This is a genomic window from Bradyrhizobium sp. USDA 3262, from assembly GCF_054060035.1.
This window is the reverse complement of the sequence record NZ_JBSSCT010000001.1, coordinates 8271956-8285842: the sequence shown is the minus strand read 5'-3', so window position 1 is coordinate 8285842 and position 13887 is coordinate 8271956. Positions and strand designations below refer to the sequence as shown.

The following is a 13887-nucleotide window of genomic DNA, read 5'->3' as shown; positions in this document are numbered from 1 at the left end:
TTCGTCACAACGTCGAGACCGGGCATCGATCGGACGGGCGAAATGAACCGCTTTGCCGTCAAAGCGGATCTCGCCGTGACTTGGCGGAAAGTCGCCGGCAATGATCTTGACGAGAGCCGACTTGCCGGCGCCGTTGTCGCCCATCAGGCCGTCCACCTCGCCGGGCGACACGCGGAGGTCGACGCCATGCAACGCGCGAATGGCGCCGAACTCCTTGCCGATGCCCTTCAACTCCAGGACTGCTAGCCCGGCGTCGTGAGGGGTTATCATGGCTGGCTTCGCTCAGGCATGCTGGCCACCTCCGCTCAGAAGTGCACCAGCGTGCGCAGACCGAGAATCCAGGCGTTGTCGGTCTTCACGCCGGCGGCATTGTACCCGCGCCCGCCAGGATGCATCACATACTGGGCGTCGAACTTCAGGTTCATCCAGCCCGTCGCCTGCCACCCGTACCAGGCTTCGATCGGAACCTCGTTTCCTCCGGCGTTGGGCGTGAGCGCAGCCGTATTGACATGGGTCGTGCCGACCGCAAAGCCGACTTCGTCCTCGGGGCGCGAGGCGAACGTTCCGGTGTGTCTGAAGCCGAAGGCGATCTGATAATCCTGATACGACGTGCGGTGGTCGGCGACGGTCGTATTGAGGAAGGTGTACCAGCCCTGCGCCTTGGGACCTTCAACCGTCAGCCGCTGCAGGATCGATTCATAGACGCCATAACGGCCGCGCGAATCTCCGAGATTCTGGTCCGAGACACCGCCGGTGCCCGGCGAGATTGCAATGATCCCCGGCAGGCCGCCATCAATTGTCGATGCGCTGTCATACCAGCCGCCAAATCTCCAGGTACCGTTCAACGGACCGCTCGGCGCCCAGACGATCTCGACCGGCACCAGCACGCCTGAGGCCGGGCTCGAGCCAGGGACACCGGGCAAGAAGTAAGTCGCGGAGTCCGACGTTGTCAGGTAGTTCGGATTGGCGTCGTAGACGCCGACCGAGAGCTGCCATTCCTTGGCGAAGTTGTAGTGCACCACACCGGCCCATTGGCTCACCGGCCAGTTATAGATGTAGCCGCCCTGGATGTTGCCGGGCTGGCCGCCGCAAAAGGTCAGGTTGATGAACTCGCAGAGACCAAAGAAGAAGTCGGAGCCGACGGGAAGACGGCCGCCCTTGAGTTCAAGGCGATCATCGAACAGCTTCTGCGAATAATAGAGTTCTGTCAGGCGGAGAATACTGCCGCGGCCGAACACTTCGTTGGTCAGTTGCAGAGCCGGAATTCCCGCCTCGTCATTCAGGTTGCGGCCGAAGCGGTCGACCAGCGTGAGGCCGACCGTGCCGCCCTGGATGCCGGCAAGCTTCGCCATATCGAACTTGGCTTGAAAGAACAGCTGTCCGGCTTGGGTCGCGGTGTTCCTGTTGCCGCCCGACAAGTTGCCGACGGCTTCGTCGCCCAGCGTCAGGGCCAGCGAGATACCTCGCTCCTTTAGCTGCGTCCTGCCGAGATCGCCGAACAGATATGGCCTTGTCCAGAAATCATCGGTCTCCGCGTAAGGCACCGGCGGCGCCTTCGTCATGAGATCGGCCGCATGCGCGCCGCCGCTGAACAGAGATAACAACGCGATCCCCACGCCGCACGCCCGCGCGGTGTTTACAGACCTAAGTGACATTTTCTGCACTCCCAGCGTCCCCGGCTTTGTCTATTTTTGTGCCACGTTCCCGCCCAAAGCCCTTCAGCGTGGAACGTGGTTGTTGCAAAACATTGAGACGTCAACCAAAGATAGAATCCGCGCGCACGCCAAAGCTCTTCAAGACGGCGGCGAGGGTCTGCCTGCGGCTCAGCTGGGCCAGCCCACGCCAGTTTGGATACGAGCGCCGCGAGCTTGATCGATCTTGCGCATCGAACTCCTCCCCTCGTTCCTCTACTCAAGTCGCCGCGACCATATTCCCGGTCCGGGTGCTTCCTTTTCGAGTTGTCATGCCTGATCGCCCGTCGTCGTCGGCAACGCAGCCGCGCCATGCGGAGCTGCGCCTTGCAGAATTGTGCCTTCCTTCGATCTTGGCGCCGTGCGGGCGAGGCCAGCCAGCGCAGCCTTGCGCCGTCGACGGGCCTGCAATTGCTGATCCGCCAGCACGCCGATCAGGATCACGGTTCCCATCACCGCGAAGTTCAGCGAATTGGGAATGCCCAGGATGTTCACGAGGTTCTGCAGCACCTGCAGCAACGCGGTCCCCAGCACGATTCCGAGAATGGAGCCCTCGCCGCCGCGCAGGCTGCAGCCGCCGAGGACGGCCGCCGCAATCGCATAGAGTTCGTAGAAGTTGCCGAACGAGCTCGGAGAGACCGAGTTGGTATAGAACACGAACATCACGGTCGAGACGCCGGCGAGCCCGCCGCTGATGACATAGGCGGTGGCGATCACGAGGTTGGTGTTGATGCCGGAGAAGCGCGCCGCTTCCTCGTTCTTGCCCACGGCATAAAGCCAGCGCCCGTAGACCGAGCGGTGCAGCAGCACGCCGAGGATCAGCGCGAGGATGATCAGGAAGATGAAGGTGTTCGGGATGCCCGCAATATTGCCGGAGGCGATGCCGCTCAGCGTGCTCGCCTCGTCACCGTAGCCGAAGCCGCGCGTCGAATCGCTGGTGTAGTAGCGCGCGGCGCCGCGATAGATCAGCAACCCGCAGAGCGTCACGATGAAGGGCTGCATTTTCAGACGCGTGATCAGGAAGCCCTGGATGCCGCCCAGCGCAAGCCCGCCCATCAGGACCAGCAGCAGCGCCAAAGGCCAGGGCACCTGATACGTCGTCAGCAGGTCGATGAAGATGACGCCGAGCAGCGCGAACATCGAGCCGAGCGAAAGATCGATTCCTCCGGTGATGATGACGAGGCCTTCACCCAGCGCGAACACACCGAACAGTCCGATCAGATTGGCCATGTTCAGCAGATTCACGAACGACAGGAAGGCCGGATTGATCGCGCCCGTGATGGCGGAGATCACCGCCAGCAGCAAGAACAGGCCGAGTTCCTTCTTCATCATGGCGCAGCGGTCTCCATGGTTTCGAGCGCTTGGCCGACCGCCAGCCTCAACACGTTGTATTCGCTGAACTGGTCGCGCTCGAGCACGCCGCTGACACTGCCTTCATGCATCACCGCCACCCGGTCGGAGACGCCGATCACTTCCTCCATGTCCGAGGAGATCATCACGATCGCGACGCCCTGGTCGGCGAGGCTGCGCATCAGCGCGTAGATCTCGCTCTTGGCGCCGACATCGATGCCGCGGGTCGGCTCGTCGAAGAACATCACGCGCGGCTGCATGGAGAGCCATTTGCCCAGCACCACCTTTTGCTGGTTGCCGCCGGACAGCGTCACGGCCTCGATGTCGATGCTCGGCGCCTTGATGGACAGCCGCCTGGCCTGGTCTTTGGCGATTCTGCGCTCGGCCGCGCCGTTGACCAGCCACATCCGCGCATGATCCAGCAGGCTCGCGAGCGTCACGTTCTCCCTGATCGGCAGTTCCAGCACCAGGCCGGATTTCTTGCGATCCTCCGGCACCAGGTAGATTCCTTGCCTGATCGCATCACGCGGCGAGGCGACGCCGACCGGGGCGTTGTCGATCCTGATCTCGCCACCGAGCAGCGGATCAACGCCGAACACCGCACGAGCAAGGGAGGTGCGGCCGGCGCCGACGAGCCCGGCGAGGCCGAGGATCTCGCCGCGCCGCACCGACAGATCGATCTGCCGGTCGGGAAAGGCCGTGGTCACGACGCCGGCGATATCGCAGCCGCCGGGCTGTGGCGCGCATGCCGGCGGCGTATACAGCGCCTTCAGGTCGCGGCCGATCATCAGCCGGATCATGGCGGCGTGGCTGAGCTCGTCGCGCGCCAATTCCCCCACGGTGCGTCCGTCGCGCAAGACCACGACGCGATCGGCGCAGCTCATGATCTCGCCCAGCCGGTGAGAGATGTAGATCACCGAGATGCCGTGCGCCTTCAGGTCGGCGATCACCTCGAGCAGCCGCTCGGTCTCCGAAATCGTCAGGCTGGAGGTCGGCTCATCCATGATGATGACGCGGGCGTCGATCGAGAGCGCCTTGGCGATCTCCACCATCTGCCGCTCCGCGATCGACAAATTCTCGACCAGCGTGCCCGGCGTGAAATCGGCGCCCAGTCGTTCCAGCAGCGGCATCACGCGGGCATGCATCTGCGCATTGTCAACCAGCTTCAGCGGGCCGCCGGCCAGCTTCTCGCGCCCGATGAAGACGTTGGCGGCGACATCGAGGTTCTCGAACAGGTTCAGCTCCTGGTGCACGAAGGCGATGCCGCATCGCGTCGCCTCGGTCACCGTCATCCGGGGGTGCTCGGTGCTGCCGATGCGGATCACGCCGGCGCTCGGGGCGATCACGCCGGCGAGCACGCGCATCAGCGTCGATTTGCCGGCGCCGTTCTCGCCGATCAGGCCCAGCACCTCGCCGCGATTGACGCGCAAATTGACGTCGTCGAGCGCCCTGACGCCGGGATAGGTCTTGCTGATTCCGCTGAGCTCCAGCAGCGTTTCCGCCATTCGGCATGTCCTCCTGCACAACGCCCGGCGGCCTGTGGCGGCCGGGCGTTGAAGCCGACTGAAGTTACTTCTTGAGCAGTTCCTTCAGATGTGCGGCGAACTCCGCGACGTTGGTCTTGCTGATCACCTTGGTCGGCACGATCAACTTGCTGTCCTTCGGAATCCAGGACTTGTCGCCGTTCAGCGTCTTGATGATGTTGGTGGCGGAGAGATAGCCGAACTCGTAGGGCTGCTGCACGACCGTGGATTCGATCGTGCCGTCGGAAATGCCGCGCAGCGTCCGCTGATCCTCGTCGAAGCCGACGATCTTCACCTTACCGGCCTTGCCTGCGGCCTTCACCGCGTCATAGATCAGCGGCGTCTCGTAGCTCCACAGGCCGGACAGCAGCGCGATGTCGGGATATTTGACGAGCACGTTCTCCATGTTCGCCTTGGCCTTGGCGAAGTCCACCTGGTCGGTGAACACGTCGACCAGCTCGACCTTGGTGCCGGCGATCGCTTCCTTGATGCCCTGCACCCGCTCGCGGGCGTTGTCGGCGTCCATCGTTCCGACGAACAGCGCGATCTTGCCGCCGTTCGGCAGCGCCTTCTTGATCTCCTCGCCGGCCTGCCGCCCTGCCGCGACGTTGTCGGTGCCGATATAGGCGAGGCGATTGCTCTGCGGCGCGTCGCTGTCCGTGGTGATCAGTACGGTCTTGGCCGCAACCTTGTTGAGCTCTTCGGTTGCATGCGGTGCATCGTCGACCGAGATCGAGATACCAGCGACGCCGCGCACCAGCAGATCGTCCAGTTCGCGCCGCTGGCCGGCCGCCGTCCCTTCATTGGTGACGATCAATTCGATATTGTAGTCCGGGTGCTCCTTCTGTGCCTTCTCAAGCCCACGGCCCGCGATGGTCCAGAAGTCGGCCGCGACATTGGTCACCAGCGCGATGGTCTTTTTCTGCTGTGCCTGTGCTACCCCCGTCGCCATCGCGAGCGCGGCAGCGCCCGCCAAGAGCGGCACGATCAATTCTCTCGTTGAGACCTTCATATGCACCTCCCTGTCGACACCCCCGGTGAGGGGATTTCACGCCCGGCGCTTTTCACGCCTTATTTTATTCACGTAACTAATAAATTAGCGCGACAAAATGTCCAGTCAAGGATGTTCATGCCGGCGTCTTCAAGCATTTATAGTATGATGGTGATGCATTTCAGCCTCTGTCCGCGCTTTTCGGCCCATATCTGAGTAGCCCGCGTTGAATAATTTCATCAAGAGAATTAAAAAAGCCAATATGAACGAGCAGTCCGAGCCGTTGAGACGTGCTTCGAGCCTGGCCCGCGGATCGAACCCCGGCCGTCTCGTCGAGGTCTTGCGACGCCAGGGGCCGTTGCCGCGGGTCGAGCTTGCACGCAGCACGGGCCTGAGCTTCCCGGCCATTTCGGCGATCACGTCGAAGCTGATGGCGGAAGACCTGCTGTGCGAAGCCGAGACAGATGCGGCGACGCTGTGGCCCGACGATGCCGACGAAGAGGATGCGGATAGCGGCCGTCGCCGCGGCCGGCCGGCCGTCCTGTTGACCCTGAATCCCGAGTTTGGCCGCATCATCGCCGTCTCGCTGCGCATGAATCTGGTCGAGACACTGATCGCCGATTTCAGCGGCTCCGCCCTGGCGCAATCGCGACTTGAACTCGCGACGCGCGCGCTCGATGCAGGCGCATTATGCGAGCTCGTGATCGCACAGATCGACGCCATGCTTGAGGCGACCGCCACGCCGCGACATCGGTTGCTCGGAATCGGGATAGCGCTGCAGGGCATCGTCGACGGCGACACCGGCCGGCATCTGTGGAGCCCGGCGTTGTCGATCACCGACGTCGATCTCGCCAAGCCGATCCGTCAGGCGTTCGGTGTCGAGGTCGTGATGGCGAACGACGCGGTCGCGGTCGCGCTGTCCCTCGCAGCCGCCGAACCGGCACTGGCGCAGGGCCTCACGGCCACGATCATGGTGGGCCACGGCGTCGGCATGGGCATTATTGTCGACGGTGAAGCGCGCTGGGGTGCCGGCGCGGGCAGCGAGATCGGTCATGTCAAGTTGGCGCTGAACGGCCCGCAATGCCGCTGCGGTCAGCGCGGCTGCATCGAGGCCCATCTTGCCGACTATGCGCTTTACCGCGATGCCCGCACCTTTCTCGACCTGCCGCCGGCGGCGTCGCAGCAACCGTCCGAGGCGCAGATGGCTCTGCTGCGCGATCGGGCACGGAGCGGCGATTCCCGCCTCGAGCACTTGTTCCAGCAGGCGGGCCACGCGCTTGCCGAGGCGGTCGCCACGACGATATCGGTGCTGCGCCCGCATCATGTCATCCTCGCAGGTCCCGGCCTGCAGGCATTCGACATGATGCACAGTGCTTATGAAGAGCGGCTCGACCAGGCGGTGCTGCCGTGGCTGCTCAAGTCCACGGCGATATATGTGCGTCCAAGCGAGTCGGCGACCATCGTCGACGGCATGGTGCGGCGGACGCTGCGGGTCGTCGACCGCAGCCTCATGGAGACAGCAGAGTGAACCTCGGGATTCGTGGCCCTTTTGCTTGAGCCGCGGCAACGCAACCGACGCCCTTCAGGCGCCAAAATCGAGAGGATGCCAATGCAGGGCGCCATCTATCCAAGTCTCAAGGACCGGACCGTGTTGGTCACCGGCGGCGGTTCCGGCATTGGCGAGGCGATCGTCCGTCAGTTCATCGGCCAGGGCGCGCGGGTCGGCTTCATCGACATCAACCTGACGGCCTCGGAGCAGCTGCTGTCCGATCTCGGGGCACAAGCCCGCGTGCACTTCGAACATGCCGATCTGCGCGACATCGGCGCGCTGCGGCGCGCAGTCGCCGGCATCCGCGAGGCGCTCGGGCCGGTCACCATCCTGGTCAACAATGCGGCCCGCGACGACCGTCACGCGATCGAGGACGTCACACCGGAATTCTGGGACGAGCGGATCGCCGTCAATCTGAAGCACCAGTTCTTCAGCGCCCAGGCGGTCGCGCCGGACATGAAGCAGGCAGGGGGCGGTTCGATCGTCAACATCGGCTCGGTGAGCTGGGTGATCGGCCAGGGCAACATGCCCTGCTACACAACGGCCAAATCAGCCGTTCAGGGCCTCACCCGGGCGCTGGCCCGCGATCTCGGGCCGCACAACATACGGGTCAATTCCATCCTGCCCGGATGGATCATGACCCAGCGGCAGCAGGATCTGTGGTTGACGCCTGAAGGCGTCGCCGAGTTGATGCAGCGCCAATGCCTCAAGCGCAAACTCGTGCCTGATGACATCGCCCGCGTCGTGCTGTTCTTCGCCGCCGATGACAGCGGCGCCTGCACCAACCAGAGCCATATCGTTGATGGTGGTTGGGTCTAGCGCTTCAGGTAATCCGGCAGGGTAAACCCGTCATAGAACCGGTCCGACAGGATCGCGGTCTTGAACGTCTGTGATTTGTAGCCGGCGACGATGTCCTGCGCCCACGGTGAGCCTGCATTGGCCTGCTTCACCGCGACCACATTGATATAAGGCGTCGTCATCTTCTCCAGAGCGAATGCATTGGTCAGCTTCAAGCCGCTGTAGATTGCGAAGTTGCCCTGGATGGCGGCGAAATCAACGTCGTCGAGCGCGCGCGGCGCCTGTGCCGCTTCCAGCGGCACAATCTTGATGCCGCCGGGGTTCTTGATCACGTCGAGTTCGCTGACATCGACCGGCTTGGAGTCGCGAATCTCGACGAGACCGAGATCGCGCAGGATCCAGAGCGCGCGCTGCAGATTGACGGGATCGTTGGGCACGGCCACGGTCGAGCCGGGCTTGATCGGGGAGCCGACCGGGTGCTTCTTCGAGTAGAGCCCCATCGGGGGCGTCGGGACGTGGACGATGCCGACGAGGTCGGTCTGCTGCCGCTCGTTGTACGAGTTCAGGAAGATCGTGTGCTGCATGACATTGGCGTCGATCTCGCCCTTGAACACCGCGTTGTTGGCTTCCAGCCCGGTCGAGAACTCGACATAGCGGATACGGTAGCCCTTCTTCTCCAGCTCCGGCGCGACGCCAACCTTGAATTCGTCGATATAGGGGCCCGGCACGAAGCCGACTTTCAGATCGGATTTGGCTGATGTCTCCGCATGCAGGGCGGCGCCGGTAAGAGCACCGAGAATGAGCAGGGTCGAAAGCAACAGGACGCGCGCAGTGGTCATTGAATTCTCAAATCCTTGGACTGTGGGCAAACAGCGATTCGGCCGACGCGAGGTCGGCGGTTTCGAGCACGTCAGGCGATCAGGCGATCGCCTTGATCGATCCGGAAAACAGGCTTTGCGGCCGGCTCAGTCCGTAATGGTCGCGCAGCGTCGTGCCGCCGTACTCATCGCGGAACAGGCCGCGCTTGCGTAGGATCGGCACGACCTGCTCGGCGAAGATATCGAACCCGCCGGGTAACCAGGGCGGCATCACGTTGAAGCCGTCGGCCGCGCCGTTCTCGAACCAGGTCTGGATGCTGTCGGCGATTTTTTCCGGCGGGCCCGCGATCACCCAGTGGCCGCGCGCCCCGGCGAGACGCTGCACGAGCTGGCGGATGGTCGGCTGCTCGCGATCGACGATGTCGACCACGAGCTTGAAACGGCTGGCGACCCCGCGGGCGCTACCGGTGTCGATCAGGTGGCGCGGGAAGGGACCGTCGAGGTCGAAGCCGGAGAGGTCGAGCCCGATCATCTGGCGAAGCTGGGTCAAGGAGTATTCCGGCTGGATCAACTCGTTGAACTCGTCCTGCAACCGGTCGGCTTCGGCCTGTGTGCTGGCGATGAACGGGCTGATGCCCGGCAGGATCTTGACCTGATCGGGGCTGCGATCGAAGGCGCGTGCCTGCCGCTTGATGCCCGCATAAAACTCCTGGGCGCTCGCCAGCGTCTGATGCGCGGTGAAGATCGCTTCGGCAAAGCGCGCGGCAAAGGCGCGTCCGTCATCGGACGAGCCCGCCTGGACATAGACCGGCCGTCCCTGCGGCGTCCGCGAGATGTTGAGCGGACCGCGCACTCGGAAATGCTTTCCGACGTGATCGACCGGATGGATCTTTCCCGTATCGGCGAAAATGCCGGATGCGGGATCGTTCACCACCGCGTCGTCTTCCCAGCTGTCCCACAGCCGCGTGATGACATCGAGATATTCCCGCGCCCGCTCGTAGCGTTCGTGGTGCGGCGGATGCTCGGGCAAGCCAAAGTTCTGCGCCGCCTGCGCCGTGCTGGTCGTGACGATGTTCCAACCGGCCCGGCCGCCGCTGAGGTGATCGAGCGACGCGAACAGGCGGGCCAGGTTGTAAGGCTCGGTGTAGGTCGTCGACGCGGTCGCGATCAGGCCGATCCGTTTCGTGGCGACGGCGATTGCGGCCAGCCAGGTGATCGGCTCGAACCGGAATCGTTGTGCGTAGCGAACATTGTCGGCCAGCGCGGGGCCGTCGGCGAAGAAGATCGCGTCGAATTTCTGGGCCTCGGCGCGCTGCGCCAGCTCCTGATAGTAGGTAACGTCAAGGATGCGATCCGCCGCAGAGCCCTTGTAGCGCCATGCCGCCTCGTGATGGCCGCCGGGATAGATAAAGAGGTTGAGGGAAAGCTGTCGTTTGCTCATCTCGGATCTCGTAAGTTCTGCCGATCGTTATTGGTGGGACGGCGCCTTGTGCGCAAACGCGAAGCGCAGGTAGCGCTCCAGCTTCAAACCTTCGGGCGTGCGTTTTTCTTCGACAAGGCGCGCGAAGGTGCGTCGCACCAGGTCGCGCTCGTGAGGGGTGAACGCTTCGAGGAAATTGCCGAATGCGCTCGCTTCCGACCACTGCAGCAGCGATGCGGCATCGTCGTGGATATCGATCAGCGCGCGCAATTCGCTACGGTAGCCGGCGAAGCCGTGTGCCGCGAACAGCGATTTGAGCTCCTCGTCGGTCGATCCGAGCACCGGGTTGGAGTCCTGGCGATCGCCGGCAAGACCCGCCTCGACGATGGCGCGACGAAGCAGAAGGCGCGACTGGTGCGGCCTGGACGGATCCTGCACATTCAATCCGAGGCGGCCGCCGGGCTTGAGCACGCGCCGGATCTCCCGCAGCGCGCGATCCTTGTCGGAGATCCAATGGAAGACGCTGTTGAGATAGACTGCGTCGAACTGCGCGTCGTCGAAGCCCGACAGATCTTCGGCGCGCCCGGTGGCGAACTGGAGGTTATCCCCCTGCCGAAGGCGCGCAATTTCGATGCGGCCGGCAAGTGGGTCGATACCGATCACGTGGCCGTCCGGGCCGACCAGTCCGGCCACGAATTCTGCAAGCCGGCCGGTTCCCGTCCCGATGTCGAGCACGTGCTCGCCGGACTTGATGGCGAGCGGCCCGATCAGGAACTTGCCGTGGCGAAATTGAACGAGTCCCGCTTCATCATAGGCGCGGGCGAGCTCCGGAGTATCGTGTTCAAGGCTGATGTCGCCAACAGTTTGCGGCATTTCGAGACCCATCGTTGCTCGCCGCGCGTCGACGTCAGGCGCGTGCGTTGCGGCAGACTCTATGTCGACGGTGATGAAATGAATTTGCATTGTTGCGCGGCAAGCGAGCATGAACGTGACGAGTTCGTCGTTCACCGGAGATGAGTGCGATCGCGCCGATCCGGGCGGTGCATGATTTGGGAGGTTTTCCCGATCGATCGCGCCGATCCCGCACGTCGCAATGCACATGAGACGATCGGTCAGGCGGCGATCGTCGCAAATATTTCAATGCCCGCGTTGTCCACGACGCGAACATTGCCTGCTATCGAAAACAAAGCTGGTTTCGTTTCATTGACTGAATGTCGATCGCTTTTACGATTTGCAACGTCAAAGCGAGGTGGTCATTCATGCCGCAATCCGATCCTGACAGCGTCGCCCGCGAGGCCCTCCGGCTGATCGGGGCCGACCCGCAGAACTGGGTGCCTGATCGCGACGGGATCGATCACAACGTCGTCGTGGTTGGCGGTGGCCAGTCCGGTGCGGCCTTCGCGTTTGCGTTTCGGCGCGCCGGGATCGGCAGGGTTTCGGTGATCGATGCCGCCGCCGACGCCAGCAAGGCCGGCGTGTGGTTGACGAGCGCGCGAATGCACAAGCTCCGTACCCCGAAGACGCTTCCAGGTCCGGAGCTCGGTCTGCCCGGTCTTGGTTTCCAGGCATGGTATGAAGCACGCCATGGCGCGGCGGCCTTCGACGCGCTCGATCGGATTCCGCGGCTCGATTGGGCGGCCTATCTCGACTGGTATCGCCGCGTGACCGGCGCCGGCATTCGTTACGGTACGCGGCTGCTCCGCATCGAGCCCGCAGCCGATCATCTGCGGTTACATCTGGAGCGGAGCGGGGTCACGTCCATCGAGACCACGCGCAAGCTGGTGCTCGCAACCGGTTTTGCGGGTAGCGGGGGCGCTTATGTCCCTGACGCGCTGCGGGCCCTACCGAAGCGATTCCACGCGCATACTTCGGAGAAGATCGATTTCAGGCCGCTGCGTGGTCTCTCCGTTGCGGTGGTCGGGAGTGCTGCGTCGGCCTTCGATGCGGCGGCCGCGGCCCTTGAGGCCGGAGCGCGTGACGTTCATCTGTTTGCGCGCCGGGAGACCTTGGCCGCGTTGCCGGTCATTCGGATCCGCGGCTACCCGGGAGCCTATGACAATTATGGCAGCTTGCCTGATGCGGTGCGCTGGCATCAGGCGATTCGGTTCAGGCAGGCTGGGTCGACCCCGCCGCCGGATGCGATCTCGCGCGCGGTCGCCTTTCCCAATTTTCATCTGCATCTGGGCGCGCCGTGGACCTCGGCGCAATTGAAGGGGGTACGGCCGGTCGCCATCACTCCGCAGGGCGAGTTCGCGTTCGATTTCGCGATTGCCGGGACCGGCTATTCCGTCGATCTTGGCGCGCAGTCCGAGCTCGGCGATTTCGCCGACGAAATCCTGCTGTGGCGAGATCGCTTCGTGCCGCCTGACGGCGAAAAGGACGATAGCTTGGCGGCCTATCCTTATCTCGGGTCCGGGCACGAGTATCTGGAGAAAGTTCCGGGCCGCGCGCCGTATCTGAAGGACATTCACGTCTTCAACCCGGCGGCATTTGTCAGCTTCGGCCTGCCGATCGGCGACGTTCCAAGCTTCAAGCGCGACATTCCGGGGATCACGGCCAGGATCAGCCGCGATCTGTTCCTGGCCGACCTCGCATCTCACGAAGCGCGCATCAACGGAGAGATCGCGGAGGATTTCACCACCGAGCTCTATGCGCCGGCTGTCTGGCGGCCGCCGCAGCCCGTTGCGGCGGAATAGCGAGGATCACGACCACATCATTCATCTCCGCCGTCGTTTCCGCGACCGGCGCATGGCGGAGCCTTGTCCAGGGGATCGCGGCGACGAGACCAGCATCATGAGCAACACGACCAGCATCGACAACGTCATTCCGCGCGCCGACATCGTCAAGCGTGCTGCGCGGCTTGGTGCCGAGATCAAGAATGTGAAGCTGTCGGGTGACCTTCCCGACGCGGTCATCCGTGCCATCAACCAGGTGCTGCTCGAGCACAAGGTGATCTTCTTTCGCGACCAGGGGCACCTCGACGACGCCGAGCAGGAGCGCTTCGCGATCAGGCTCGGCAAACTGGTGCCGCATCCGACCATCGGCCCGAGCAAGGGAACGTCGTCGATCCTCGAGCTGGATTCGGGGCGTGGTGGCGGCCGCGCGGACCAATGGCATACCGACGTCACGTTCGTCGATGCCTATCCGAAGATCTCGGTGCTGCGCGGCGTGGTGATCCCGCCCTATGGCGGTGACACCGTCTGGTCGAACACGGCGGCGGCCTATCTCGATCTGCCGGCACCGTTGCGCAAGCTCGCCGACGAGCTCTGGGCGGTTCACAGCAATGCCTATGATTACGCGGTGAAGTCTCGCGCCACCGACGCCGACAGAAAGCATTTCGACGAGGTATTCACCGGGACGATCTATGAGACCGAGCATCCGGTCGTGCGCGTCCATCCCGAAACGGGCGAGCACACCCTGGTGCTTGGCAATTTCGTCCAGCGCTTTGTCGGCCTGCCGAAATATGACGGCCAGAAGCTGTTCGATCTGTTCCAGTCTCACATCACGGCTCCCGAGAACACCGTGCGCTGGAGCTGGCGGGCAGGAGACGTCGCGATCTGGGACAATCGCGCGACCCAGCATTACGCAGTCAATGACTACGGCGAGCAGCATCGCGTGGTGCGCCGCGCCACCATCGATGGCGAGGTTCCGGTCAGCGTCGACGGCCGCCACAGCGTGACGCGGATCAAATCGCCGAAGCCGCAGGCGGCGAAGGCCGCCTGAGCATGTCGCCTATTGGAGCAACAC

At 63.5% G+C, this 13887-nt stretch carries 11 protein-coding genes and 1 pseudogene; 4 read left to right on the top strand and 8 right to left on the bottom strand.

Going from position 1 to position 13887, the window contains the following annotated elements; all coding sequences use genetic code 11:
* Positions 1 to 15 precede the first annotated feature (15 nt).
* The 5 genes and pseudogenes from ACVWYP_RS39120 to ACVWYP_RS39100 form a co-directional block, all read right to left on the bottom strand.
* Positions 16 to 270: pseudogene (locus tag ACVWYP_RS39120) on the bottom strand (ATP-binding cassette domain-containing protein); the annotation flags it as partial.
* A gap of 35 nt (positions 271 to 305) precedes the next feature.
* Positions 306 to 1655, bottom strand: a complete 1350-nt coding sequence (locus ACVWYP_RS39115; protein ID WP_304497054.1) for a carbohydrate porin — start codon at positions 1653 to 1655, stop codon at positions 306 to 308.
* Between the two features lie 306 nt (positions 1656 to 1961).
* Entirely contained in the window at positions 1962 to 3023 is a 1062-nt protein-coding gene (locus ACVWYP_RS39110; RefSeq protein ID WP_304497053.1) for an ABC transporter permease, read from the bottom strand.
* Positions 3020 to 4546, bottom strand: a complete 1527-nt coding sequence (locus ACVWYP_RS39105) for a sugar ABC transporter ATP-binding protein (protein WP_304497052.1) — start codon at positions 4544 to 4546, stop codon at positions 3020 to 3022. The genes ACVWYP_RS39110 and ACVWYP_RS39105 overlap by 4 nt, the downstream gene beginning before the upstream one ends.
* Before the next feature lie 64 nt (positions 4547 to 4610).
* Entirely contained in the window at positions 4611 to 5576 is a 966-nt protein-coding gene (locus ACVWYP_RS39100) for a sugar-binding protein (RefSeq protein WP_212055523.1), read from the bottom strand.
* Between the two features lie 241 nt (positions 5577 to 5817).
* Between ACVWYP_RS39100 and ACVWYP_RS39095 the strand changes: the two genes are divergently transcribed.
* Both ACVWYP_RS39095 and ACVWYP_RS39090 read left to right on the top strand, forming a co-directional pair.
* Entirely contained in the window at positions 5818 to 7083 is a 1266-nt protein-coding gene (locus ACVWYP_RS39095) for an ROK family protein (RefSeq protein WP_304497051.1), read from the top strand.
* A gap of 81 nt (positions 7084 to 7164) precedes the next feature.
* Positions 7165 to 7923, top strand: a complete 759-nt coding sequence (locus tag ACVWYP_RS39090) for an SDR family NAD(P)-dependent oxidoreductase (RefSeq protein ID WP_304497050.1) — start codon at positions 7165 to 7167, stop codon at positions 7921 to 7923.
* Here the strand turns inward: ACVWYP_RS39090 and ACVWYP_RS39085 are convergent.
* The 3 genes from ACVWYP_RS39085 to ACVWYP_RS39075 all read right to left on the bottom strand — a co-directional run bounded on the left by ACVWYP_RS39085 (position 7920) and on the right by ACVWYP_RS39075 (position 11148).
* Positions 7920 to 8741 (bottom strand): MetQ/NlpA family ABC transporter substrate-binding protein, encoded by an 822-nt coding sequence (locus tag ACVWYP_RS39085; RefSeq protein WP_253606991.1) that lies wholly within the window; start codon positions 8739 to 8741, stop codon positions 7920 to 7922. The two genes, ACVWYP_RS39090 and ACVWYP_RS39085, sit on opposite strands and share 4 nt — an antisense overlap.
* 79 nt (positions 8742 to 8820) lie before the next feature.
* Positions 8821 to 10161 carry an LLM class flavin-dependent oxidoreductase gene (locus tag ACVWYP_RS39080; RefSeq protein WP_304497049.1) on the bottom strand — a complete coding sequence of 447 codons (1341 nt, stop codon included), beginning with the start codon at positions 10159 to 10161 and terminating at the stop codon, positions 8821 to 8823.
* Positions 10162 to 10188: 27 nt separating this feature from the next.
* Positions 10189 to 11148 carry a class I SAM-dependent methyltransferase gene (locus tag ACVWYP_RS39075; protein WP_304497048.1) on the bottom strand — a complete coding sequence of 320 codons (960 nt, stop codon included), beginning with the start codon at positions 11146 to 11148 and terminating at the stop codon, positions 10189 to 10191.
* A 251-nt stretch (positions 11149 to 11399) separates the two neighbouring features.
* Here ACVWYP_RS39075 and ACVWYP_RS39070 point away from each other — a divergent pair, with 251 nt between their 5' ends.
* A complete protein-coding gene (locus ACVWYP_RS39070; protein ID WP_304497047.1) occupies positions 11400 to 12836 on the top strand; it encodes an FAD-dependent oxidoreductase in 1437 nt (478 codons plus the stop codon).
* A 97-nt stretch (positions 12837 to 12933) separates the two neighbouring features.
* Positions 12934 to 13863 carry a TauD/TfdA dioxygenase family protein gene (locus ACVWYP_RS39065; protein WP_304497046.1) on the top strand — a complete coding sequence of 310 codons (930 nt, stop codon included), beginning with the start codon at positions 12934 to 12936 and terminating at the stop codon, positions 13861 to 13863.
* The last annotated feature ends 24 nt before the right edge of the window (positions 13864 to 13887 follow it).

Excerpts from the sequence above, each read along its gene's own strand:
- ACVWYP_RS39115 (WP_304497054.1), bottom strand. The coding sequence starts at position 1,655 with ATGTCACTTAGGTCTGTAAACACCGCGCGGGCGTGCGGCGTGGGGATC.
- ACVWYP_RS39110 (WP_304497053.1), bottom strand. The coding sequence starts at position 3,023 with ATGATGAAGAAGGAACTCGGCCTGTTCTTGCTGCTGGCGGTGATCTCC.
- ACVWYP_RS39105 (WP_304497052.1), bottom strand. The coding sequence starts at position 4,546 with ATGGCGGAAACGCTGCTGGAGCTCAGCGGAATCAGCAAGACCTATCCC.
- ACVWYP_RS39100 (WP_212055523.1), bottom strand. The coding sequence starts at position 5,576 with ATGAAGGTCTCAACGAGAGAATTGATCGTGCCGCTCTTGGCGGGCGCT.
- ACVWYP_RS39095 (WP_304497051.1), top strand. The coding sequence starts at position 5,818 with ATGAACGAGCAGTCCGAGCCGTTGAGACGTGCTTCGAGCCTGGCCCGC.
- ACVWYP_RS39090 (WP_304497050.1), top strand. The coding sequence starts at position 7,165 with ATGCAGGGCGCCATCTATCCAAGTCTCAAGGACCGGACCGTGTTGGTC.
- ACVWYP_RS39085 (WP_253606991.1), bottom strand. The coding sequence starts at position 8,741 with ATGACCACTGCGCGCGTCCTGTTGCTTTCGACCCTGCTCATTCTCGGT.
- ACVWYP_RS39080 (WP_304497049.1), bottom strand. The coding sequence starts at position 10,161 with ATGAGCAAACGACAGCTTTCCCTCAACCTCTTTATCTATCCCGGCGGC.
- ACVWYP_RS39070 (WP_304497047.1), top strand. The coding sequence starts at position 11,400 with ATGCCGCAATCCGATCCTGACAGCGTCGCCCGCGAGGCCCTCCGGCTG.
- ACVWYP_RS39065 (WP_304497046.1), top strand. The coding sequence starts at position 12,934 with ATGAGCAACACGACCAGCATCGACAACGTCATTCCGCGCGCCGACATC.